Source organism: Candidatus Darwinibacter acetoxidans (assembly GCF_041936445.1).
Taxonomy (GTDB): domain Bacteria; phylum Bacillota; class Limnochordia; order Darwinibacteriales; family Darwinibacteriaceae; genus DTU010.
Genome location: NZ_JBHGXH010000007.1, coordinates 1 through 22,042 on the forward strand (window position 1 = coordinate 1; position 22,042 = coordinate 22,042).

Consider the following 22,042-nt stretch of genomic DNA (forward strand, 5'->3'; position numbering starts at 1 on the left):
GTATAATCTTTGGTGTATAGTTTTGTTTGCATAACTAAATTATACCAGGGTACGGGCTCCTTCGCGAGCCCGTATTCTCGTTATTAGACAAAAAAGGGCCGTGCAGGATGAACTAATCAACGTTCATTCTGCAACAGCCCCCTCTTTTTGTATCCTCCATCTGCTACTTGCCGCTTGCCACCTGTTTCTGCGCCACAAACTGCCAGCGCTCCCCCTCGGGACTGAGGGGATCGCTGGTTAAAAAGTCATAGGCGCCAAGCAGTCTAAACCCGTGATCGGCGCAGAGTCTTTCCATCTGCTCAGGCAGCCAGACCCTCTGCCGGTGGCGTTCTGTGATCCTTTTGTAGCTTCCATCGGGGACCTGCACAAAGAAGGTGAGGTCCATGGTGCAGACGCCGGCGGTGGCGTCGAAGCTGTTGTCCCAAAAGAAAGCAAAATCTTCCTGGAGATCGGCGTAGGACTGATCTCCGTATACTTCCCTCAACCTCCACTCGGGGTTGAGGTCAAAGAGCCACATTCCTCCGGAGGCGAGCAGCTGAAAAACCGTGGCAAAGGCCTGGGCCAGATCCTCTTCCGTGGGAAGGTAATTCAGAACATCACAGGCACTGATGGCGGTATCGAAAGTGACACCGCTCAAGCGCACCTCCCGCAGATCAGCCACGTAAAAGGGTATCTCCAGACCCAATACTGAAGCCTTGCGCTTCGCCTCGGCAATCATCGCCCACGATCGGTCAACGCCGGTCAGCCGGTAGCCCTGCTCGGCCAAGGGTATGGTCAGATTACCGGTGCCGCACCCCAAATCCACGATGGACCCGGGCACATGGTGATGATCGCGGCAGAGATCCAGAAGGTAACTCACCCACTGGTCGTAATCCGCTTCCATACACAGATCATAGAACCTGGCCAGCACAGAGTAGGCTTCACGCATGCCAAGCCACAGGCTGGGCATCAGCCCACAGCCTTTCCAGGGCGTAGTAGTGGCGATCTTCTTCCAGGAAAACGTGGACAATCACCGCGCCGTAATCCAGGAGAATCCAGCTGTTGCCGGGGCCCCCCTCCTGGCGCAGCAGCTCCACTCCTTCCTGCTGCAGAGCAGCGATCACCTCATCCACGATCACCCGCAGCTGAACGTGGGTAGAGGCGCTGCAAATGACGAAGTACTCCGCCTCCACCATCACTTCAGGCATTTTCAGCACCTGTACATTATCGGCCTTCTTGCTGTCTGCAGCGCGAGCAGCCACCTTGGCTATTGTCACGGCGCTGGTTTTGGTCAAATTCCCACACTCCTCTCCCCCGTCAGAGTAAAGTCTTTACCGATAATCACCGTTACTTCCGAACCTGCCCCCTCCACCTCCTGGATGGAAGCGCCCAAGAACTCTGCCAGGGGTTTAACCCGCTGGGCGTTTCTGGGAGCAGTCATAACCAGAGTTGTTGGATGGTTAAAGTGATCCGCATTGCCTGTGGAAACCACTGTGTAGCCATACTGCCGCAGTAGTTCGCTCACCTGCCCGGCAATACCGGCCCGACCGCTGCCGTTGAGCACAACGAGCTGCAGGGGCTCAGGTCTGCCCTTCACCACAGTATCAACCACCTGGGCTGCCTTCTGCTCGTTGACAATCCAGTACCAGGCGCCGTTGATCACCTGGCTGTTCCCGGGGAGCACCGCGGTATCAAGGCGGTCTGCAGAGAACTTACCTGCGGAAACGGCCAGAGACAAAACTGTCTCCCATGGCAGGTTGGTATCCACGATCTTAAACACCTGGGTAACCAGCTGGGGAAGCTTAATCAGGCCTGTGGAACTGAGCACCTTATCCGCCAGAGCCTGCACAAACTGGCGCTGCCGCTCCACCCTGCCCCCATATTGATCGCCAAAGGGATCAACCAGCGAAACATCGCCTAGGCTGTCCCGGTAGCGCACAAACTGCAGGGCCTTGGCTCCATCCAGGACCTGCCGGCCCGGCTGCAGATCGATCTCCAAACCCTGGGCTTTGTCCACATAGTACATGCGCTTGGGTACTGTGAGTTCCACGCCACCCAGGATATCCACCAGCTCCTGAAAGCCCCGGAAGTCTGTGTGTACGTAGTAGCGGACGGGCACTCCCACCAACTGGGAAACAGCCTCCAGCACCAACTTCGTCCCACCATGGGCATAGAGTGCATTGATCCGGTCCCAGCTCTGCCGGGAAGGCGACCAAACCCGGGTATCCCTGGGGATGGACAGAACTCCCACGTCGCCTGAATCGGTGTCCACAGACAGGAGCATAATCGTATCCGCCCTGGTACTGGCCTCCAGAACATCGTCGGTGCCCAAAAACAGCACCAAGAGCCGCCCGTCCTCCGCCCCATCCCCCTGGGTGGCGATAGCCTGGCGGTAATAGGTGTAGCGGGCTGTGAAGAGCATAAGGATTATGCCAACTGCAAAAAACAAGGTATAAAAGATAATCTGCCTGCGGCGGTAGCGCCGTCTCCAGGCGCGGCGTTCCTCCAGTTCTGCCCGGCGCCTGCGGACTTCTTCTTCTGTGAGCATCCTATCCCCCCTCCCTCATCTACAACTATTCGCACCACTTGTCCCGCTTTGGGGTACGTGCTCTAGATAAAGGCCCTGTCTGCGGATGTAGTGCTCCACGGGCTCCGGCACCAGGTAGCGGATGGAACAGCCTTCCCTAACCCGCTCCCTGATCTCCGTGGACGAGATGGCCATGGCAGGAACACGCAGAATATGAAAGCGATCTTTATAGCGGGCCAGCCACTGCCGGGTGGACTCGGGAAGGTGGTCCAGGGAAAAGCCGGGGCGGGTGGCGGCCACAAAATGGGCCAGGGCCAGGCACTGGTCACTATCTTTCCAGGTGGTAATATCTAAAATGGCGTCGGCTCCCGTAATAAAAAACAACTCCGCCTCGGGGCCGTACTGCTCCCGGAGAGTGCGCAGTGTATCTACTGTATAACTGACCCCACCGCGGTCGATCTCCAGCCGCGAAACCTCGAAGTAGGGATTGGTCAAGGTGGCCAGGACGGTCATCATGTAGCGGTGCTCGGGGTCGGAGACCTGAGCGTTCTGCTTATGGGGCGGCTTACCTGCGGGCACAAACAGCACCTGGTCCAACCCAAAGGTATACCTCGCCCCTTCCGCGGTCACCAAATGGCCGTAGTGCACCGGGTCAAAGGTGCCGCCCATGATCCCCAGACGCATGATCCTGTTGGTCATTCTCTAGACTCCTTCAGGGCAGTTGAATTCGGGGCTCTTCAGCCGGGCGGTAGAGCAGGAAGATCCGGCCGATCTTCTGCACCACATCACAGCCGAGCTCCGCGGCTATTTCATCGGCCAAAGCACCCGGATCATCCAGACAGCTCTTGAGGACCCTAACCTTGATCAGCTCCCTCGCTTCCAGGACAGCGTCCAGCTGGTTCAGGATCTCTTCAGAGAGCCCGCCTTTGCCGATCTGAAAGACCGGCTCAAGTTCATTGCCCAAACTGCGCAAGTAAGCCCGTTGTTTGCTGGTCAGCATAGAAACCCTCATTCCATGTATTCAAACTCTAATTCTCCAACCCTGACGGTTGCACCTGCCGGCACACCCATTTCGTCCAGGGTTTTGTTCAAGCCAATTTTTTCAAACACTGTCTGCAGATAGCGGACAGCTTCCCGGTTGTTCAAGTCCAGGCGGCGCATGAGCCGCTCCAGGCCCTCCCCTTCCACGACAAACTCCCCATCCACCTGGGTAACGGTGAACTCCTCCAGGGGAGCCGGCACCTTTTTCGGCAGTACCAGCTCCTGAACCTGCTCGGGCAGGGGCTCCGCCTTCTTCAATTCCAGCAGGAGCTGTCCGGCCCGGCGCATCAGAGGCCCAGTGCCCTGACCTGTGGCGGCGGAGATCACAAAAAACTCCAGCCCTTGGCTTGCTGCCAGCTCCTCAAGGCGCGGCAGATTGCCCTGGGCCTGGGGAAGATCCACCTTGTTGGCCACCAGGATCTGGGGGCGCTCCGCCAGCTCCGGGCTGTACAGGCGCAGCTCGGCGTTGATTTTATGATAATCTTCCACCGGATCCCGGCCCTCAAGCCCCGAAGCGTCAACGATGTGCAGAAGGAGGCGGGTTCGTTCCACGTGCCGCAAAAACTCCGTGCCCAAACCCACGCCCGTGTGGGCCCCTTCAATCAAGCCGGGAATATCCGCAAGCACAAAGGAATGCCCCTCATCCAGCGCCACCACGCCCAGGTTAGGCCGTAAGGTAGTAAAGGGATAGTTGGCGATCTTGGGACGGGCTGCAGAGACTGCCGCCAGCAGCGTTGATTTACCCACATTGGGGTAGCCAACCAAGCCCACATCAGCCAAAAGCTTCAGTTCCAACTGGACCCAGAGCTCCGGCCCGGGCTCGCCCCGCTCAGCAAAGGAAGGCGCGCGCCTGGTGGGGGTGGCAAAGCGGGCGTTGCCCCGGCCGCCGCGGCCCCCAGGCAGCACCAAGACACGGGCTCCAGGGGCGGTGAGATCCAGCAGGACTTCCCCTGTTTGATCATCTTTCACGATGGTGCCCGGGGGCACCCGGATCTCCAGATCCTCACCGTCTTTCCCCGCCATATTCTTGGACTTCCCTGGCTCGCCGGAAGGGGCCACGAATTTGCGGCGGTAGCGGAAATCCATCAGGGTGGACATGCCTTCATCCACGACAAAGTAGATGCTGCCACCCCGCCCGCCATCGCCACCGGCCGGGCCCCCAGCCGGCACATATTTCTCGCGCCGAAAACGGACGACGCCATCGCCGCCGTCCCCGGCCTTGAGATAGATGCGGGCTCGATCGATAAACATAACCTGTCCCCCTCCGAAAAAAATCCCCTTTGCACCGAAGCACAAAAGGGATTTCGCTTACGCGAGTACGGCGTCAGTTACAACGCTAACCGCTGTTCCTCTTTTTCCTCTGCGTTCGAAGGAAACGTAGCCATCCACCTTGGCATACAGAGTATCATCCTTCCCGAGACCAACGTTGAGACCGGGTTTGACCCGAGTTCCCCGCTGCCTGACGATGATACTACCCGCCGTTACAAACTGCCCGTCATGGCTTTTCACGCCCAGGCGCTTCGCTGCCGAATCTCGGCCGTTCTTAGTGCTTCCACCGCCTTTTTTGGTGGCGAAAAGCTGAAGATTCATTCTCACGGTATGGCACCTCCTTCACACGTATGAATCGCTTGTATTCCTTTTCCATTGCTTTAAGCCCGGCATAGAGCACTTCGAAGATCAACTGAGCCTGCTTCCACTGCTCGTCGGCAAGCCCATCGGGGAGCAGGCAGTCTAAGAGTCCTGCCCGATCCTCCCGCTGGATCCGGCACTGGAGGTCCACAACTTCGGTAAGGCCCAGCACCGCCGTTTGGGTCAAGGCGCTGACGGCTGCACAGACGATGTCCTTTCCGGGGTCAGCAAACCTGGCGTGTCCCCGGGCCTTGAAGCCAAAGCAGCCCCGCTTTGACCTGAAAAACTCCACAGTGATCATGGCTTAAGCGGAGATGGATTCGATAACCAGTTTGGTGTAAGGCTGGCGATGGCCTTGCTTCTTCTTGTAGTTCTTCTTAGGCTTGTACTTGAAGACGGTGATCTTCTTCGCTTTGCCCTGCTTCACAGCCTTAGCCACCACCTGCGCACCCTCGATATAGGGCTTGCCCACCTGGATTTGACCATCCTTGTTCACCAGCAGAACGCGATCGAAGATGACCTCATCACCTTCGTTCACAGCCAGCTTCTCCACGAAGATGGTATCCCCTGCGGACACGCGGTACTGCTTACCACCTGTTTCGATGACGGCGTACATCTAGTGCACCTCCTTCTCCAGACTCGCCATAAAGGTACCTTTGCAGGATTTAGAACCTTTTCTGAGCGGTTTCGACGCCCGATCCCAATGACCGGCGCATCTACATGACCAATTCTAACACCAAGGTCCGTCCCTGTCAATTCCGGTTTTCCACCAGGCGGGCCACTGCACTGGTGCGGTAAACCGCCACAATTTCCACCTGCACCAGCTGGCCCACTAAAGAGGCACAGTCCAAACACTCCAGGGCATAGCCATGGAGGCGGGCCAGGCCGCTGCCGGGGTTTTTGGCGTGGGGTTCGAGAATCTGCACGGTCAGACTATCCCCCACTGCAACAGGTAGAGCCTGCTTGCGCAGGGCTTCCGCCGCACCACTGATCAGCTCGAACTCGTCCTTGGGCAGTTCGTCATCACCCCGCACAAAGACCTGCTTACCGGTTTGCTTTTCTAAAAGCTCCAGATGAGCGGCGCCGGGACCGATGAGGTGGGCCGCGACCGCCGAATGGCAGCGCACCAACACCGCCTCCACTTCTGCTTCCGCAGCCCGGGCCTGGACCTGCCGGGCGATGCGCAGGGCGGTGGTCTCATCGGAATCCACCCTCCCGGTGCCGCGGCAGTGGGGGCATTCCACCTCCAGCATCTCCGCCAAAGGCCGCTTGGCCTTTTTGCGGGTCAGCTCCACCAAGCCCAGCCTGGTAAAGCCGCACAGTCTGGTGCGGGTTTTGTCTGCGCCCAGGCTTTCCGCGAGCCTCTGAAGCACCGCCTCCCGGTCAGCCTCCCGGGGCATGTGCACAAAGTCAATGATCACAATACCGCCCACATTGCGCAGGCGCAGCTGGTGGGCGATCTCCTCCGCGGCCTCCAGATTGGTCTTGAGCACCGTGTCCTGCAGATCAGCCCCGCCCACGAATTTCCCCGTATTCACATCGATGGTAAGCAGGGCCTCGGTCTGGTTGATCACCAGGTAGCCTCCGCAGTCCAGCCACACCCGGGGAGTGCGGGCCCTGTCCAGGTCTTTATCCAGACCTAGGTACGTGAAAACGTCCAGCTTGCCCCGGTAAAGCTCCACCCCACCGGCATCCAGGCCCATTTCCCGCAGCTCCTCCTCCACCCGGCGCTTCAGGGCCCGATTGTCCACGATGATCCTGGTGTGGGGAGGGCTGTATAGGTCGCGCAAAATCCGGTAGACCAGATCATGATCCCGGTACAGCAGGGGCCCGCTTCCTTTGCGCCGGAACCTCTTCTGGATACGGGACCATTCCGCCAACAGGCCCTCCAGATCTTCCCGCAGCTCCGCTTCTTCGGCCCCTTGGGCCATGGTGCGCACAATCAGGCCCATCCCCTCGGGCTGCAGGGCTTCCGCCAGTTCCTTCAGCCTGGAGCGTTCCTCTTCCGAAGTGATCTGGCGGGAGATGCCCACGCTGCTTTGAAAGGGGAGGAGCACCAGGAACCGTCCCGGCAGGGTGATTTCCGTGGTAACCCTGGGACCCTTGGCCCCTTCCGCTTCCTTCACCACCTGAACCAGCAGGGTATCCCCCTTGTGCAGGGCCTGCGCCTTGGGATCGCCTTGGAGATCCGCCAGGTACAAAAAGGCGTTTTTCGCCAGGCCGATATCCACAAAGGCCGCGTCCATGCCGGGCAGAACGTTTTCCACCCGGCCCTTGTAGATGTTGTTCACCAGCCGGTCTTCAACATCGTGTTCCAGGTAATACTCCACCAGCCGCCCGTCTTCCACAAGCCCGACCTGGACATGTTGGAGCAGCGCGGAGATGACTAGCTGTCTGTCCATGTGAACCCTCGATTCCCCAGGGGAGGCTGATAGCGGCTCCCCTCCTTTTTGAACTGACCTATCCTGGTAATGACTGCCTCCGCGGGGCTGAACCCCAGAAGCAGTCCCATCTCTTCCACCCGCAGGTTCCCTTCCGGGCCCAGGCCGGCCAGGCAGTGGACTTCCACGGCCCCATCCCGTTCCTCTATCTTAGTCAGCCCGAAGATCAAGGGAAGCAGGTTGACCCGGCGAGTTCCCCGTTTAGTCTCCCGCTCCACCTCAAAGCTATCCATGCCCTTCAGCTCCTGCCAGCGCCGCTTCACTTCATCTACCGCGGCTCCAGGCAGCTCCAGCTGCCAAAGGGCAGCATTGATCTCGCTCATCAGCGCCGGAGCTCCCTCCGCCAGGCGCTCAGCCCGCAGCACCCGGAAACCTGGGGGCAAGTGGTTGTTGTAGCGTTCCATGAACTCCTGGGGCGTAAGGTCTTCCGCCAGCTGGAAGTCGGCGTATTCCGCCTCGGAAAGCACGCCCACGGCCAGGGGATAGCTGTAACTCATGAGGGGCCGGGGAGAAAAACCTGCGGAAAAAGCCATGGGCAGACCTGCCCGGCGGGCCGCCCTATCCATGGCCCGCACTAGGTCAAGGTGGGACAGAAACCGCACTTCCGGACCTTTGGTAAACTGAAAGCGTATGGTCCTACTCACCGCCGTTCGCCTCCGTCAGCCGGTTTTTCACCGCCAAGTTGAAGCACACCCCGCAGAGACTGCAGCGATCCCAGCGGCAGTCCGGCGTGGGCAGGCCCTGCTGGGCGAGCTCCCATTCCCGGATAAGGAACTTTTTGTCCACACCGGGGCTCAGGTGATCCCAGGGCAGAGGGTCTTGGGGATCGATGAAGCGCTGCGCGTACTCCGCCGGGTCAAGGCCCGCCTCCCGGAATGCCTGGAGCCAGCTCTCAAAGCGCAGCTGATCGCCCCAGCTGTCGAACTGGCAGCCCAGGTCCACCGCCCGCTCCAGCACTGCCCCGAGCCTCCGATCGCCCCTGGAGAAAGCCGCCTCCAGGAAGCTGTGCTCCACCTGGTGCAAGCTGAACTGGATGCCGGGATGGCGCAGGCGCTCCATGAGGTACTCCTGCTTCTCCGCCAGCACCTCCAGGGGGTTCTGGCCAAACCACTGGAAGGGCGTGTGGGGTTTGGGTACAAAGGAGGCTACACTCACCGTCACCTCCGGCCTCTTGCGGGCGGTGCGGTACTCCCTACCCCACGCCAGGACCTGCCGGGCCAGCTGGGCGATGCCGTCCAGGTCTTCTGCGGTCTCGGTGGGCAGACCGATCATGAAGTAGAGCTTAAGGCGGTACCAGCCGGCTTGAAAGGCGGCCTGTACCACATCCTGCAGGTCTTGATCCGACACGTTTTTGTTGATCACATCCCGCAGACGCTGCGTCCCCGCCTCTGGGGCAAAGGTGAGCCCGGTCTTGCGAGCCTTTTGGATCTCCTCGGCCAGCTCCACAGCGAAGGAGTCCAGCCGCAGGGAAGGCAGGGAGACGGAAATGCCGCAGCTCTGGTAGGCTGCTATCAGATCCTTAACCAGGGAACGGATCTGGGTGTAATCACCGCTGGAAAGGGAGGAAAGGGAAATCTCCTCATAGCCTGTGCTGCTTACCAGCTTGGCCACCTGTTCCTGCAGGAGCTGGGGATCCCGCTCCCGCACCGGGCGGTAGATCATCCCCGCCTGGCAGAAACGGCAGCCCCTGGTGCACCCCCGCAGGATCTCCACCATCACCCTGTCGTGTACGACTTCGGTGTAGGGTACCACAAACTCCTGGGGGAAAGGCAGCGCGCCCAGGTCCTCAGCGACCCGCTTTTCGATATGCGCGGATAGATCGGGATAAAGAGGTTCCATCCCCTGGAATTTCCCATCGGCATAGATGGGCCGGTAGAAGCTGGGAACATACACCCCCCGCAGGCGGGCAAGCTGCCTGAGGGTCTCCTGCCTGGGGACGCCCTGGCGCTTCGCCTCCTGCACCAGATCAAGGATCTCGTGGATTACCTCCTCCCCTTCCCCCAGGACGACAAAATCAAAAAAGTCGGCCAAAGGCTCCACGTTAAAGGCACAGGGCCCGCCGGCCACAACCAGGGGATCTTCTTCCCCGCGCTGGGCGGCGCGCCTGGGAATCCTGCCTAGATCCAGCATCTTCAAAATGTTGGTGTAGCTGAGCTCGTGTTGGAGGGTGAAACCCACCAGATCAAAGTCCGCCAGATCCCGGCCCGATTCCAGTGCGGTGAGGGGTATGCCCCGCTCCTCCATGAGGGCCTGCATGTCCACCCAAGGTGCATACACCCGCTCCGCCAGGGCATCCTGGCGGCCGTTAATTATCGAGTAGAGAATCTTGAAGCCCAGATGCCCCATGCCCACGTCGTATATATCTGGAAAAGCCAGCGCCATGGTGACCCGGTCTGGGGTCCACTCTTTGTGCTGGGCGTTTACTTCGTTGTTGGTATAACGGGCTGGTTTGGACACCAGCGGCAAAAGCGGCAGAAGGCGCCTGTCCATAGAACCACTCCCTTCGCGGCATAAATCAGGATAACTTCTGCATAGTTAGTGTGCCTAGTTTGCAGGACAATCCATGCTCGAACAGGGCGCTGATCACTTCCAGTTCCCCGAGGAAGCCCGCGACTTTCCCATCCAGATCAACCACCCAGATCAAGTGGTAGCTGGGGGGTTGGAAACTGCGCAGTACTTCCCCCAAGGAGCTCTCGCTGGTGGCGGCCAGATGCTTCACAGCGCATACCCGAGCCAGGCGCAGCTGCTGTCTGCGGGCGGTGAGATAGCGCATGAACACGTAGCTGGCGTTGGTCAGCTCCTGCCGGGCAGCGGCAAACAGCATTACGCCTGCAAAAAGCACTAATATAAAATTATACCGTTTGTAAAGGACATTGTAAACTCCCCAGCCCAGGAGCAGGACGCTGCAGGCCTGTCCTAGGCGGGCTGCGGCACGGGTGGCTTGGGCAAAACCCTGGGTGCGCACCAAGAGGCTGCGCAGAACCCGCCCACCGTCCAGGGGCAGACAGGGTAGCAGGTTAAACAGGGCCATACCCGCATTGGCCTGGACAAAGAAGCGGAACCAGTAGGCGTCAATCGCCAGGTAGGGAGCGAGTCCATAGGCTGCACCCACCAAAAACAGATTGCCCAGGGGACCTGCAGCCGCCACAATCCATTCCGCCTTGGGATTCAGCTGCAGAAAAGCCTCCAGCCTGGCCACGCCGCCGAAGGGCAGCAGCTCGATGTCTGTAACCGGCAGCTTGTACACGGCCGCCGCCAGGACATGGCAGGTTTCATGCCAGAGCACGATGGCCAAAAGGAGCAGCGCCTCCCCCAGCCTGCCCCAGAAGGCGGCCCAGACCAAAAGGAGAATGAAAAAGGGATTCACTTTTAGCGGAATCCCAAAACAGCTGCCTATCCTCATTTCCTCACCAGCCGGAGGTGGCTTCGGTCCACCCTTTCAGCCAGGACTGCCACTGGGGCAGTTTTTCAGCCAGGTTCATCCTCTCGAGAATGGGCTGGAGGGAAAGATCAGTTGTGACCACATAACTTACATATTCGGTTACCGGCAGGACCAACTCCATGTTGCTGTAGACCAAAGCAGCCATTACCACGAAGATGACCGCCGCCAGCAGCAGATGGCGGGCAAAGCGCTCAGCCATGATCAGGCACCCCCTCATCTGTCAGTATATTAGTGGAGATGCCCGTTCATACCTCCCGTATTTCTACCTCTTCTTGCCCCCTTGCTGCCCCCTACCCTTGGACTGCCTTTTGCCCCCCGGCGCCTCGCCCATACCGCGCTTTACGCTTTTTACAGGGATGTTGGCAATTAAGGCCACAGAGTCATCGCTTTTGTCGAAGTTGACTTCCAGACCCTCTTCGTCGATTTCCATGTACTTGGTGATCACCTCAATCAGCTCCTCTTTCAAGGCCTCCACCAAACCCGGAGAGAGACTGGCCCGATCGTGCACCAGCACCAGGCGGAGCCGTTCCTTGGCACGGTTCTTGCTGCCTTCAAACCCTCCAAACAGCTTGCTGAGAAACTCGAACATGCCGCTCCCTCCTTCTATTGGGCCTCTCCGCTGAGGAGCCGCTTAAACCAGTGCATGACCTTCCGTTCCTCGAGATTCATCAGGGGGACTTCTTCACCAAGCAGGCGGCGGGCGATGTTGCGGTAGGCCTGGCCCGCACGGGACTTGGGATTGGTGACCACCGGTTCGCCCCTGTTGGTGGACACAATGATATCCTGATCATCGGGAACCACGCCCAAAATCTCTATGGCAAGGATGTCATCGATGTCGCCGATGCTCATCATATCTCCCCGGCGCACCATGCCCGGGCGCACCCGGTTGATGATCAGCTGGGGATCGTAGAGCTCAGCCGCCTCCAAAAGGCCGATGATCCGATCGGCGTCCCGCACCGCGGCGATCTCCGGCGTCGTGACCACAATGGCGTGATCCGCTCCGGCAACGGCGTTCTTGAAACCGTGCTCAATGCCCGCGGGGCTGTCCAGGAGCACGAAATCATACTCCTCCCTGAGTTCCTTCATGAGTTCCTTCATCTGCTCCGGTGTGACCGCGTCCTTTTCCCGGGTCTGGGGCGCAGGCAGGAGTACTAAGCGGTCGCCGAACTGCTTGTCCTTGATCAGCGCTTGCCGCAGACGGCACTGGCCCTCCACAACATGCAGCAGATCGTAGACAATCCTGTTCTCCAGGCCCATAACCACATCCAGGTTCCTCAGGCCGATATCGGTATCCACCAAGCACACTTTCTGCCCCAGGGCTGCCAAACCGGTTCCGATGTTGGCAGTGGTTGTCGTCTTGCCTACTCCGCCTTTTCCGCTAGTGATCACTATGACTTTTCCCAATACCAGTTCCTCCCTCAACCCTTAGTGGTTGTAAACTGACAGCTGAATGCGATCTCCCACAACCCTGGCGATTTCCGGACCCTGGGGCTGAGGCAGCTTCTCATCCGGTGCCCGGGAAATCACATGGGCAATGCGCAGCTGAGTAGGTTCCAAGCGAAAGGCGAAGACGATGGCATCGGTCTTCCCCTCCGCGCCGGCATGGGCCACGCCCCTCAGCGAACCCAAGACCAAGATGTCCCCTGTGCAGACCACCTCGGCCCCGGGGTTCACATCCCCCATCACCACCACGTTGCCGTCGTAGTGCAGCCTCTGACCGGAACGGATGGTGCGCTTAACCAGCAGGGTGTTGTGCTCCACCTCGGAGCGGGCGGCTGGAACAGGCGCTTCCCTCGCGGCGGCCGTCAGCCCCCAGCTGGGCGGCTGCCGATCGAGATTCATACCGTAGCGGGTTATTATCCTTTCGATTTGGTCCAGCTGGCTGGGGGAAAGGGTTCCCTGCCGGACCAGGAGCTTGACAGTGCTTCCTTGGAAAAAACTCTCGGAGGCAATGAGCTGCTCCTCCAGTGCGGTTAATACTTCGGCAAAGCGTGCTGCATCGCTGATGGTGACCACCAGGCCGTCACGGCTGCCCTTGATTGCACACAGCTGAGTATTCATGACCGTCCACTCCTAACTCACCATTTCTAATTTCTGCAAAATCCGCTGTACTCCTGCCTCATTCTGCATCTCCATCGCCGTCTAGTCCGAAATAGGCATCGAAGATCTTCCTGGCGATGGGGGTAGCCGTGGAGGAACCGCCCCCACCCTTTTCCACGATCACGGCCACCAAGATCTCCGGATCATCCACCGGGGCAAAACCCACGAAAAGCCCGTTGGAAATGCTCCCCGCCACTTCCCAGGTGCCTGTTTTGCCCGCAATGGGGATGGGGAAATCCCCCATGACGCCCCTGGCCGTACCCCGGGGATGGGTGATGGGAGCCCGGAGGGCCTCCAAGAGGGCGTCCCAGGTGGAGGGCTTAACATCGATCTCCCTGGCCAACTCCGGTTCCGCCCGGAACACCACCGTGCCGTCGGGGGCCTCAATCTCCTTCACGATCTGGGGTGTGTAGATCTGTCCCCTATTGGCAATGGCGGCATAGGCCTGCGCCAGCTGGAGGAGGGTCATCTGGTGAAAACCCTGGCCAATGGAGATCTGCTCGGTGTCTGTGGGATACCAATTCTGCTCGGACGTGGGGCGATCCCTAAAGGCATTGCGCTTCCACTCCCTGCTGGGGACGATCCCGCTGGCCTCTGGGGGATAGAGCTTCAGACCCGTGGGCTGTCCAAAACCCAGGGCCTCCATCCAGGTGGAGAGGCGGTCAATGCCCACTTTGGTACCGTTATCGGCGAAGTAGTGATTGCTGGACATGCCCAAGGCATCGTTGAGGTCGATGAGCCCGAAGGGGGCCAGGCCCAAATTGATCACCCAGTCCTTCACCCCGTACTGGCTCACGCCGGTGGCGTTGAAGCGGTCCTTCGGGCCCAAGATCCCTTCCTCCAAAATGGCCAGGGCTGTGATGGGTTTAAAAGTGGAGCCCGGTCCGTACAGGGCTTGGGTGGCCCGGTTAAACAGGGGCAGGCGCGGGTCGGAAATCAAGGCGGAGTAGTATTCATTGCGCCTGGACTGATCGTTGAGCACATCAGGGTTGTAACCGGGGACACTGGCCATGACCAGGATCTCGCCGGTCTTCGGGTTCATGACCAAGACAGCCCCGGTCTGCGTCCCCGGGTTATCCTCCAGGGTGAGAATATGCTCGGCGAAGGCTTCTTCCGCCACCTTCTGCAGCCGGGCGTCCAACGTGAGGATGATATTGTGCCCCGGCACCGGTTCCAGGACATTCACGGTGCGGATGGGCCGGCTGAGGGCATTGACCTCCACGGTGAGGGCACCGATCTCCCCCCGCAGCAGCTCCTCATAGGTGCGTTCAATCCCGCTTTTTCCCACAAGATCGCTGCCGCGGTAGGTGGGGCCGTAGGCCTGCAGCTCACTGGCGCTGATCACGCCCAGGTAACCCAAGACATGCGCGGCCAAACCGCCGTGCAGGTACTCCCGCACCGGCTCCTCCTCTATGAAGATGCCCGGCAGGTTGATGCGGTTTTCTTCAATGGCGATCACCGTTTCCGGTTCCACATCCCGCTGGATGCGCACGGGCTCGTAGGGAAAGCCCTGGCCCTTTTCAATGGCTTCCACCAGTTCCTCATCGGTGAGACCCAGGATGCTGCCCAGAAGCTCCCGCACGCGATGGCCGTCCTCGGGCAGGCCCCCTGGCACCACCGAAACTGTAAAGGCCGACTTACTGCGCACCAGCACCTGCCCGTGGCGGTCCCGGATCTCTCCCCGGGCCGGAAGCAGACGCAGCTGCCTGATGCGGTTTCCATCGGCCAGCCGGGCATAGTACTCGCCCCGGGCCAGCATCAGATACCACAGGCGGCCCACAATCACCAGGGCGCAGACGACAGCGATCAGAAAAAGAACGACGAGACGCTTTTCCCTTTCCTTGTCCGCCACTGACGTCACCCCGTTCTTTTCAGCAGTTCGTCATAGTAAAGCAGGCGCCTGTTCAGCCTGGCCAAAGGCCTGTAAAGCGGCGTGCCGAGAAAGCCGTTAAACAAGCTCACCGCCAAAATAGCCCACCATGTTCCCAGGTCCCAGCTGCGGGAAAGGCCGAAGGACGCAGCCGCCAATAGGTAGAGCACCTGGGCCAAGGCGGTGCCCAAAGACAAAGAACCGAAACGCACGATGAAATTCTCACCGTAAAAACGCTGGATGACCAGTCCCTCCACCAAGGCCACCAGCACAAAAACACCAGCATGCAGAGTGATGAACCTTCCCACCACCAGATCCTGGGCCAAGCCGGCGCAGAACCCAAACACCACCGCTTCAACGGGCGGCAGGATCATGGCGGCAAGCAGGCTTACCAGCAGCAGCAGCTGGGGCTTGAAGCCAAAAAAGACGATGCCCGGAACGCCGGCCGTCTGCAGCACCAGCGTCAGCAGCAGCACCAAGCCGTAGACGAGATATCTCATGCTAACTCTCCCCGTTGTCCTGCGGCAAAACGATGAGGACGTATTCCAAACGGTTGAAATCCACAAAGGGGCGCACAACCGCGGCGAAGGACAGGTTGTGCTGGCGGGGTTCCACAGCCACCACTTCGCCTATGGGTATGTTTTTCGGGTAAATGGTGCTCAAGCCCGAGGTCACGATCACATCCCCCACCTCCACCACCGTATCGCGGCTGAGGGGCCGGGCGCTGAGCGTCTCCCGGTCAGCTTGTCCCCCTTCCACCAACACCAGATCACCGGTGGACTGCACCAGGCCGCCGGTTGCGCTTTGGGCATCGATGATCAAAAGCACGGTGCTGGAAAAGCGGGACACGGAAACCACGGTGCCCACCACACCCTCGTTGGTGACCACGGCCATACCCTGCTCCACTCCGTGGGCAAAGCCCTTGTTCAAAATGATAGTGCTCTCCCAGTTGCTGGGAGAGCGACCGATCACTTCCGCTACCAGCAGGTCATGTCCCCGTTCATTCTTGAAGTCTAGGGCTTCCCGCAACCATTCGTTTTCCCGTTTATAGTTGCGCAGTTCCAAAACCTCCGCCTGGAGAGAGAGGACCAGCTCCTCCAGCTCGGCGTTCCTCTCCTTGAGGGTGCGCAGGGTCTGGACCTTCTCCACCTGATGCAGCACAAAGCGCTGGGCCCTGCTGAACACCCATTGGAAGGGCACCAGGAGGTCGCGACCGAGGCCCTCAAAGAGGCTGATCTTCAACCGCGAAGTGGAAGTGTAGTGGATCGTTCCCACCATAATGATCACGAGCAAGATGATAAGGGGAACCTTCCAGCGCAGAATCATGTCCAGCACGCGTTTCACCGCCGATCCTCTCCCAGCACAGCGGGGCTAATAGCGCCTCTGCCCCAGCATGATGCGCTGCAGGACATCGAAGTGCTTGAGGGCCTGTCCAGCTCCTTCCACCACCGCGGTCAGGGGGCGTTCGCAGATATGTACAGGCATGCCGGTCTCCCTGATCAAAAGCTCATCAAGGCCCTTGAGGAGCGCTCCTCCCCCAGCCAGCATAATGCCCCGATCCATGATGTCGGCGGCCAGCTCAGGCGGAGTCTGCTCCAAGGTCACCTTCACCGCATCCACGATGGCCTGGACAGGTTCTTCCAATGCCTCATGGATCTCGGTGGAGGAAACCACAACCGTCTTGGGCAGACCGGTAACCAAGTCCCGGCCCCGCACCTCCATGGTCTCCTCGTCCCGAGCGTTGATCGTGGCGTGACCAATTTCCATTTTAATGCGCTCTGCGGTACGCTCGCCGATCAGCAGGTTGTAGTTGCGGCGGATATGCTGAACAATGGCCTCATCCATCTCGTCGCCCGCCACCCTAATGGAGCGGTGGGCCACAATGCCGCCTAGGGAGATCACGGCTACCTCCGTTGTACCGCCGCCAATATCCACGATCATGGTCCCGGTGGGATCCTGGACGGGCAGACCCGCCCCGATGGCCGCGGCCATGGGTTCCTCGATCACCCGCGCGTCTTTCGCCCCGGCGGACAGTGCCGCGTCGATCACCGCCCGCTTTTCCACCTCCGTCACACCGGAAGGTACGGAAATGACCACGCGGGGCCGTCTAAACCGGGAACGGCGGGTGGCCTTGTTGATAAAGTCCCTAAGCAGGCGCTCGGTCACTTCGAAGTCGGCGATCACCCCATCCTTCAAAGGACGGATGGCCACAATGTTGCCGGGGGTTCTGCCCACCATTTCCTTGGCCTTGTTACCCACGGCAAAAATCTCGTTGGAATCCCGGTCGATGGCCACCACCGACGGTTCGTTGATGACAATGCCCTTCCCTTCCACCAACACCAAGGTGTTGGCTGTGCCCAGATCTATCCCGATATTCTTACTAAAGCGCCTGAACATGAAGTTTCCCCTTCCTTCTTCTATAGCAATCCGTGTTCCCGAAAACTAAAATAACGGTTGTCGCCCACGATTATATGGTCCAAAACATCGATACCCAAGACCGCCCCTGCTTCCCGCAGGCGCTCGGTGGTCAGAAGATCTTCTTTACTGGGAGTCAAATCGCCGCTGGGATGATTGTGGACCAGGATGATGGCAGCACTGCTGCGTCGGATGGCTTCCTTAAACATCTCTCTGGGATGGACGAGGGAGGCCTGCAGGTGGCCGATGGAGATAACCTTTTTGGCGATAACCCGGTTTTTCGTATTCAGCATAATGATCATGAAATGCTCTTTGTCTGCCCAGCTCAGCTCCTGCAGCACCATTTGGGCGGCATCGGCGGGGCAGTTGACCACACCCTCGAACTCCATCCGGGCTTCCGCCAGGCGCTTGGCCAGCTCAAAAGCTGCCAAAATATCGGCGGCCTTGGCCGGGCCTATGCCGGGCACTGCCACCAGCTCCTCAAAGGTGGCCGCGGCCAGATGGGGTAGGGACCCGAAGCGGGCCAGCAGCTTCTCTGCTAGGGCCAAGGCCGATTCCCGGCGGCTGCCGGTGCGCAGCAAAATGGCCAGCAGTTCTTTATTTGCTAAACGTTCCACTCCTTGGCGCCTCAATCGCTCCCTCGGCCGCTCTTCCTTGGGGATATCCTTGATTCTCAGTGGGGTAACCATTCAAGCTCCTTTCCCCACTCCCTGGGCAGAGGACTACCTGGAGGGAAAGACCTCGATGCCAAAGGGCCGCAGCTCTTCCACCAGCCGGGGCACGGGCAGCCCCACAACATTATAATAACAACCTTCGATGCTTTGTACAAGTAAACCTCCCAGGCCCTGAATCCCGTAGGCGCCTGCCTTATCCAAGGGCTCCCCTGTGGCCACATAACCCACGACTTCAGCCTCGCTGAGCTGGCGAAACCGTACCTTAGTTGTTTCGCTGAATACCTTCGCTTCCTGACCGTTTCGCAGCAGGGCCACCACGGTGGTCACCTCATGTTCCTTGCCGCTGAGGGCCCGGAGCATGTCCGCGGCCTCCTGAGCATCGGCGGGCTTACCTAAAATCCTGCCATCCAAAACCACGATGGTGTCCGCACCCAAAACCAGGGCCTGGGGATTGCGGGCACTGACCGGCTGGGCTTTAGCCACCGCGTTGATCCTGGCCGTTTCCAGGGGCGGGCCGGACTGCACTTCTTGAACGGGAAGCACTTCCACGCGAAAGGCGAGGCCGAACTGCTGCAGCAATGCTCTGCGGCGTGGTGATTGCGAGGCCAAGATCAGATCCATGCTCCATACACTCCATCGTTTTCAAGCATCAATTTTATATTCACCCTTGGCGCCCGATTCCCTTCTCAAAAAAAAGAGCCCATCAGGACTCTTCAGCTCACCTCCGGCGGTGGGGAATCGTGGTGGGACCGTATTCCCGCCCCAGCTCCAGGAGGTACTTGTCGGTGCTCAGGCGGTTTTTGTTCAGCTCCCAGCCATCGGCCTGGCGGTAGCTCTCCTTCGCCCAATCCCAGGGAAAAGCCAGCTGCTCCTGGAGATCCACCTGGCGTTTTTCCGCATGATGCCTCTGCACAGCCTCGCCCCCTCGCTAGTATGCGGCCCGTAGTTCGATGCCCTGGTAGTAGTATTGGAGAATCTCCTCGTAACTATACCCCTCCAGGGCCATACCTTGGGCTCCATACTGGCTCATACCCACACCGTGGCCGTAGCCCCAGACGGAAAAGACCATCTCCTCTCCGATGATCTCCGCGGTAAACCAGGTGGAGCGCAGGGAGAGGCGTTCTCTGATCTCCCGTCCGCTGAACCACTTATCCCCCACCTCCACGGTCTTTACCCGGCCGGAAGGGTACCGCTCCAGCACTTTGAAGTTGGTTACCCGGTCCACCTCTAAGACCTCCGCCAGTTTCCCGAGGGAGATGGTGGCGGTGGAATAGTGCACCGAGGAATTCCTGCTGAAGGGATCCTCCACGGAGCGCAGGTAAGGGAGGGCTTCATTCCAGTAGTGCTCAGAGTTTTCCGTACGGCCCCCGCTGGTGGAGTGGTACACGGCCAAAATGGGCTCATCGCCGTAGTAGGCCACAATACCCGTGGTCTGCCGCACCGCCGTTTTGATCTTGCGCTGGAGTGCCCGGCCGGCGGCACCGTAGCGCTCCAAAAACTCGTCCCACCCGATCCAGGCCTGACCGGAGCGGTAGTCGGAGGAAAGGTGGGCGTCGGGGTGCTCCGGGATGCGCACATCGTTGATAATCCGCCTGTAAGCGTAGGTTCTGGCGGCCACTGCTTGGGCCTTCAGGGCTTCCAGGTGAAAACTGGGGGGCATCTCCGCGGCCACCACCCCCTGCACGTATTCCTCCAGGGTTAGGGAAATCAGCTTGTTGCGTTCCGCATCCCACAGCCCTACCAGGGGGATTTCCCGGGGAGAAAAAAAAGAAACCGTGCAACTGCGCACCAACAGTGCCGGCACCCCCACCACGACAGCAAACAAAAGCAGCAGGGGAAGACACGAGGGTTTTCGTGAGCTTCGTCTGCGCCTTCTGCGTTTTGTCCTCAAAAAAATCCCCTCCCACCCACTTCATAACTATGAAGGGGAGGAGGGTGTTTATGCCTCGCTGCGCAACTAACGGACAACTATGGCCTCAAACCCTTTTTGCCGCAGCTCTTGGGCGAGCCGTTCCGCGTTCTCCTGGGAGCTGAAGGCCCCCGTCTGCACCCGATGGGGAGGTCCGGTGATGATCATGGCTTCGTAGCCAGCCTCCTTCAGCTGGGCCACTACCCGCTCCGCGTTGGCCCGTTCGGAGAAGGCGCCCACCTGGACCTTAAACAAAGCGGTGGTGCCTCCGGGGGCCGGCTCCTCCTGGGCAGGAGGAGGGGTGGGTGGGGCAGGGGGCTCAGGGGCAGGGCTCGGCGCGGCGACAGGGGTGGAGGTCGTTTCCCTAGCCTGCTGCATGACCTGCCGGTGCTGCTGCTGCAGCGCCTTCACGGCATAGTGCCCGATGAGGTAACCCACCATGACAAAGATAATGCTGAGGGTGACTAAACTGATCAGGAAATTGGCTCCCTGACCGGAACCCTTCTTCTTTTTCTTTTTCCTGCTCACGATCACTCCCCCTCCTTGGGCCCTGAATTCCTGCTAAGCAGTACTTCCAGATCGGGAGTGCAAATACCTCTTAATCTCCCCCACCAAGTACAGCGAACCGCAGACGCAGACCGGATCGCTGCTTCCGGCCGCGGCCAGGGCTTGGTCAGCATCGGGGTAAGCCAGCGCCTCCAGGCCGCGGCTGGCGGCATACTCCTGGAGCCGCTCCGGATCCATGGGCGCCAGCCGGCCGTTTTTCGCCGCTGTGAACACAAAACGCCTGGCCACAGGAAGTAGCGGCTCCACAAGCTCCAGGCTCTTGTTACCCAGCATGCCGAAGACGATGGTAAAGGCCCCTACTCCGCAGCATTCCTGCAGGTGCCTGAGGCTCTGGGCCAGGGCCGCTAAGCCTTCCTGGTTGTGGGCACCGTCCAGGATCAAAAGGGGCTGGCGCGATACCACCTCCAGCCTACCCGGCCAGAAAACCTCTTTCATTCCCTGATATATGGCGGCATCCGGCAGATTATAACCCAATTCTCTCAGTTCCCTGATGGCTAAAAGGGCGATGGCCGCATTCTCCACTTGATGGTAGCCCAAAAGGCCGATCTGCACTTCGCCCAGGCCGGGGAAGTCCAAACGGCCCCCTTCCAGATCCCAGCCCCCAGGGGACCAGTCCAGATCCCAGGTGCTGAGGTAGGGTGCACCTTTGGCCCGGGCCAGCTCCCGCAGGACCCCCTGGGCTTCGGGGAGTTTAGCCCCGCTGATCACCGGCACACCGGGCTTGATAATGCCCCCCTTCTCCCAGGCGATGGCTGCCACCGTGTTCCCCAGGCGATCCTGGTGATCCAGATGAACCGTGGTGATCACGGTGAGCAGGGGATGGACCACGTTGGTGGCATCCAGCCGCCCCCCCAGGCCCGTCTCCAGCACCACCAGATCCACCCCAGCTTGGTGGAAGTAGAGGAAACCCGCGGCGGTGGCCAGCTCAAACTCGGTTACCGGCCCCAGTTCCGGGTGCTGCTGCTCAACCCGGCGGCAGGCCGCCTCAGCTTGAGCCACCACCGCTCTTAGGGTTTCGGCTGGAATCAGTTCACCGTTGATCTGGAAGCGCTCAGCATACTCCTCCAGGTGGGGGGAGGTGAACAGCCCCACCCTCAGGCCGCTGCGCTGGAGCACGGAGGCCAAGAAGGCCGAAACAGAACCCTTGCCGCTGGTACCTGCGATATGGATGCACTTCAGTTCCTTTTCTGGATGGCCCAGGGCGGCGCAGACCAGTTCGATCCGCTCCAGCCCCAGGTGGCTTCCGAAACGCTCCCGTGCCTTGATCGTTTCCATGACTATGCTTCCAGCTCCTGGAGCAGCGCTTCCAGGCGGGCAGCCTGTGCCCGGTAGAGCTCTGCCTTTTCCCTTTCTTTCTCCACCACTTCCGGCGGCGCCTTCGATATAAATCCTTCGTTGCGCAAATTCTTTTCTGCCCGTCCCAGCTCCCGGCGGGCCTGCTCCAGCTC

At 59.7% G+C, this 22,042-nt stretch carries 28 protein-coding genes; all 28 read right to left on the reverse strand.

Annotated features, from left to right (window positions below; all coding sequences use genetic code 11):
- Positions 1-163: 163 nt before the first annotated feature.
- Positions 164-949, reverse strand: coding sequence for a class I SAM-dependent DNA methyltransferase (locus tag ACE4YL_RS00080; protein ID WP_461358985.1), 786 nt, complete (start codon positions 947-949; stop codon positions 164-166).
- Positions 921-1,274 carry a ribosome silencing factor gene (gene rsfS / locus ACE4YL_RS00085; protein WP_461358984.1) on the reverse strand — a complete coding sequence of 118 codons (354 nt, stop codon included), beginning with the start codon at positions 1,272-1,274 and terminating at the stop codon, positions 921-923. Before rsfS ends, ACE4YL_RS00080 begins: the two co-directional genes overlap by 29 nt.
- Complete coding sequence (locus tag ACE4YL_RS00090; RefSeq protein ID WP_461358983.1) at positions 1,271-2,527, reverse strand: LCP family protein; 1,257 nt, start codon at positions 2,525-2,527, stop codon at positions 1,271-1,273. Before ACE4YL_RS00090 ends, rsfS begins: the two co-directional genes overlap by 4 nt.
- Before the next feature lie 15 nt (positions 2,528-2,542).
- Positions 2,543-3,205, reverse strand: a complete 663-nt coding sequence (gene nadD / locus ACE4YL_RS00095; protein WP_461358982.1) for a nicotinate-nucleotide adenylyltransferase — start codon at positions 3,203-3,205, stop codon at positions 2,543-2,545.
- A gap of 13 nt (positions 3,206-3,218) precedes the next feature.
- On the reverse strand, positions 3,219-3,503 hold the full coding sequence (gene yhbY / locus ACE4YL_RS00100) for a ribosome assembly RNA-binding protein YhbY (protein ID WP_461358987.1): 285 nt from the start codon (positions 3,501-3,503) through the stop codon (positions 3,219-3,221).
- Positions 3,504-3,514: 11 nt separating this feature from the next.
- The gene (gene obgE / locus ACE4YL_RS00105) at positions 3,515-4,798 is read right to left on the reverse strand and encodes a GTPase ObgE (protein WP_461360424.1); all 1,284 of its coding nucleotides are present in this window, start codon (positions 4,796-4,798) and stop codon (positions 3,515-3,517) included.
- Between the two features lie 57 nt (positions 4,799-4,855).
- Positions 4,856-5,137 (reverse strand): 50S ribosomal protein L27, encoded by a 282-nt coding sequence (gene rpmA / locus ACE4YL_RS00110; RefSeq protein ID WP_461358986.1) that lies wholly within the window; start codon positions 5,135-5,137, stop codon positions 4,856-4,858.
- On the reverse strand, positions 5,091-5,477 hold the full coding sequence (locus tag ACE4YL_RS00115) for a ribosomal-processing cysteine protease Prp (protein ID WP_461365341.1): 387 nt from the start codon (positions 5,475-5,477) through the stop codon (positions 5,091-5,093). The genes rpmA and ACE4YL_RS00115 overlap by 47 nt, the downstream gene beginning before the upstream one ends.
- A 3-nt stretch (positions 5,478-5,480) precedes the next feature.
- On the reverse strand, positions 5,481-5,792 hold the full coding sequence (gene rplU / locus ACE4YL_RS00120) for a 50S ribosomal protein L21 (protein WP_461358979.1): 312 nt from the start codon (positions 5,790-5,792) through the stop codon (positions 5,481-5,483).
- Positions 5,793-5,928: 136 nt separating this feature from the next.
- Positions 5,929-7,578 carry an Rne/Rng family ribonuclease gene (locus ACE4YL_RS00125; protein ID WP_461360423.1) on the reverse strand — a complete coding sequence of 550 codons (1,650 nt, stop codon included), beginning with the start codon at positions 7,576-7,578 and terminating at the stop codon, positions 5,929-5,931.
- A complete protein-coding gene (locus ACE4YL_RS00130; RefSeq protein WP_461358714.1) occupies positions 7,563-8,261 on the reverse strand; it encodes a TIGR03936 family radical SAM-associated protein in 699 nt (232 codons plus the stop codon). Before ACE4YL_RS00130 ends, ACE4YL_RS00125 begins: the two co-directional genes overlap by 16 nt.
- Entirely contained in the window at positions 8,254-10,107 is a 1,854-nt protein-coding gene (locus ACE4YL_RS00135) for a TIGR03960 family B12-binding radical SAM protein (protein ID WP_461360422.1), read from the reverse strand. The genes ACE4YL_RS00130 and ACE4YL_RS00135 overlap by 8 nt, the downstream gene beginning before the upstream one ends.
- A gap of 25 nt (positions 10,108-10,132) precedes the next feature.
- The gene (locus tag ACE4YL_RS00140) at positions 10,133-10,984 is read right to left on the reverse strand and encodes a M50 family metallopeptidase (protein WP_461360421.1); all 852 of its coding nucleotides are present in this window, start codon (positions 10,982-10,984) and stop codon (positions 10,133-10,135) included.
- A gap of 40 nt (positions 10,985-11,024) precedes the next feature.
- Positions 11,025-11,258, reverse strand: a complete 234-nt coding sequence (locus tag ACE4YL_RS00145) for a hypothetical protein (protein WP_461358711.1) — start codon at positions 11,256-11,258, stop codon at positions 11,025-11,027.
- 63 nt (positions 11,259-11,321) lie between these two features.
- Positions 11,322-11,648, reverse strand: coding sequence for a cell division topological specificity factor MinE (gene minE, locus ACE4YL_RS00150; protein WP_461358710.1), 327 nt, complete (start codon positions 11,646-11,648; stop codon positions 11,322-11,324).
- 14 nt (positions 11,649-11,662) lie between these two features.
- Complete coding sequence (gene minD, locus ACE4YL_RS00155) at positions 11,663-12,463, reverse strand: septum site-determining protein MinD (RefSeq protein ID WP_461358709.1); 801 nt, start codon at positions 12,461-12,463, stop codon at positions 11,663-11,665.
- 21 nt (positions 12,464-12,484) lie between these two features.
- Positions 12,485-13,120, reverse strand: a complete 636-nt coding sequence (gene minC, locus ACE4YL_RS00160; RefSeq protein ID WP_461358708.1) for a septum site-determining protein MinC — start codon at positions 13,118-13,120, stop codon at positions 12,485-12,487.
- Between the two features lie 58 nt (positions 13,121-13,178).
- On the reverse strand, positions 13,179-15,011 hold the full coding sequence (gene mrdA, locus ACE4YL_RS00165; protein WP_461358707.1) for a penicillin-binding protein 2: 1,833 nt from the start codon (positions 15,009-15,011) through the stop codon (positions 13,179-13,181).
- A 5-nt stretch (positions 15,012-15,016) separates the two neighbouring features.
- Positions 15,017-15,529, reverse strand: a complete 513-nt coding sequence (gene mreD / locus ACE4YL_RS00170) for a rod shape-determining protein MreD (RefSeq protein ID WP_461358706.1) — start codon at positions 15,527-15,529, stop codon at positions 15,017-15,019.
- A gap of 1 nt (position 15,530) precedes the next feature.
- On the reverse strand, positions 15,531-16,373 hold the full coding sequence (gene mreC, locus ACE4YL_RS00175) for a rod shape-determining protein MreC (RefSeq protein WP_461360420.1): 843 nt from the start codon (positions 16,371-16,373) through the stop codon (positions 15,531-15,533).
- Positions 16,374-16,400: 27 nt separating this feature from the next.
- Entirely contained in the window at positions 16,401-17,426 is a 1,026-nt protein-coding gene (locus ACE4YL_RS00180) for a rod shape-determining protein (protein WP_461358704.1), read from the reverse strand.
- 20 nt (positions 17,427-17,446) lie between these two features.
- Entirely contained in the window at positions 17,447-18,133 is a 687-nt protein-coding gene (gene radC / locus ACE4YL_RS00185) for a RadC family protein (protein WP_461358703.1), read from the reverse strand.
- 33 nt (positions 18,134-18,166) lie between these two features.
- Positions 18,167-18,739, reverse strand: a complete 573-nt coding sequence (locus ACE4YL_RS00190; RefSeq protein ID WP_461360419.1) for a Maf family protein — start codon at positions 18,737-18,739, stop codon at positions 18,167-18,169.
- A gap of 97 nt (positions 18,740-18,836) precedes the next feature.
- Positions 18,837-19,031, reverse strand: a complete 195-nt coding sequence (locus ACE4YL_RS00195; RefSeq protein WP_461358701.1) for a hypothetical protein — start codon at positions 19,029-19,031, stop codon at positions 18,837-18,839.
- A 15-nt stretch (positions 19,032-19,046) separates the two neighbouring features.
- Complete coding sequence (spoIID, locus tag ACE4YL_RS00200; RefSeq protein WP_461366911.1) at positions 19,047-20,009, reverse strand: stage II sporulation protein D; 963 nt, start codon at positions 20,007-20,009, stop codon at positions 19,047-19,049.
- Between the two features lie 66 nt (positions 20,010-20,075).
- On the reverse strand, positions 20,076-20,555 hold the full coding sequence (locus ACE4YL_RS00205; protein WP_461358699.1) for an SPOR domain-containing protein: 480 nt from the start codon (positions 20,553-20,555) through the stop codon (positions 20,076-20,078).
- A 33-nt stretch (positions 20,556-20,588) separates the two neighbouring features.
- Positions 20,589-21,869: a bifunctional folylpolyglutamate synthase/dihydrofolate synthase gene (locus ACE4YL_RS00210; protein ID WP_461358698.1), complete on the reverse strand. Its 1,281-nt coding sequence runs from the start codon at positions 21,867-21,869 to the stop codon at positions 20,589-20,591.
- A gap of 2 nt (positions 21,870-21,871) precedes the next feature.
- Positions 21,872-22,039, reverse strand: a complete 168-nt coding sequence (locus ACE4YL_RS00215) for a hypothetical protein (RefSeq protein WP_461368967.1) — start codon at positions 22,037-22,039, stop codon at positions 21,872-21,874.
- Between the last annotated feature and the right edge of the window lie 3 nt (positions 22,040-22,042).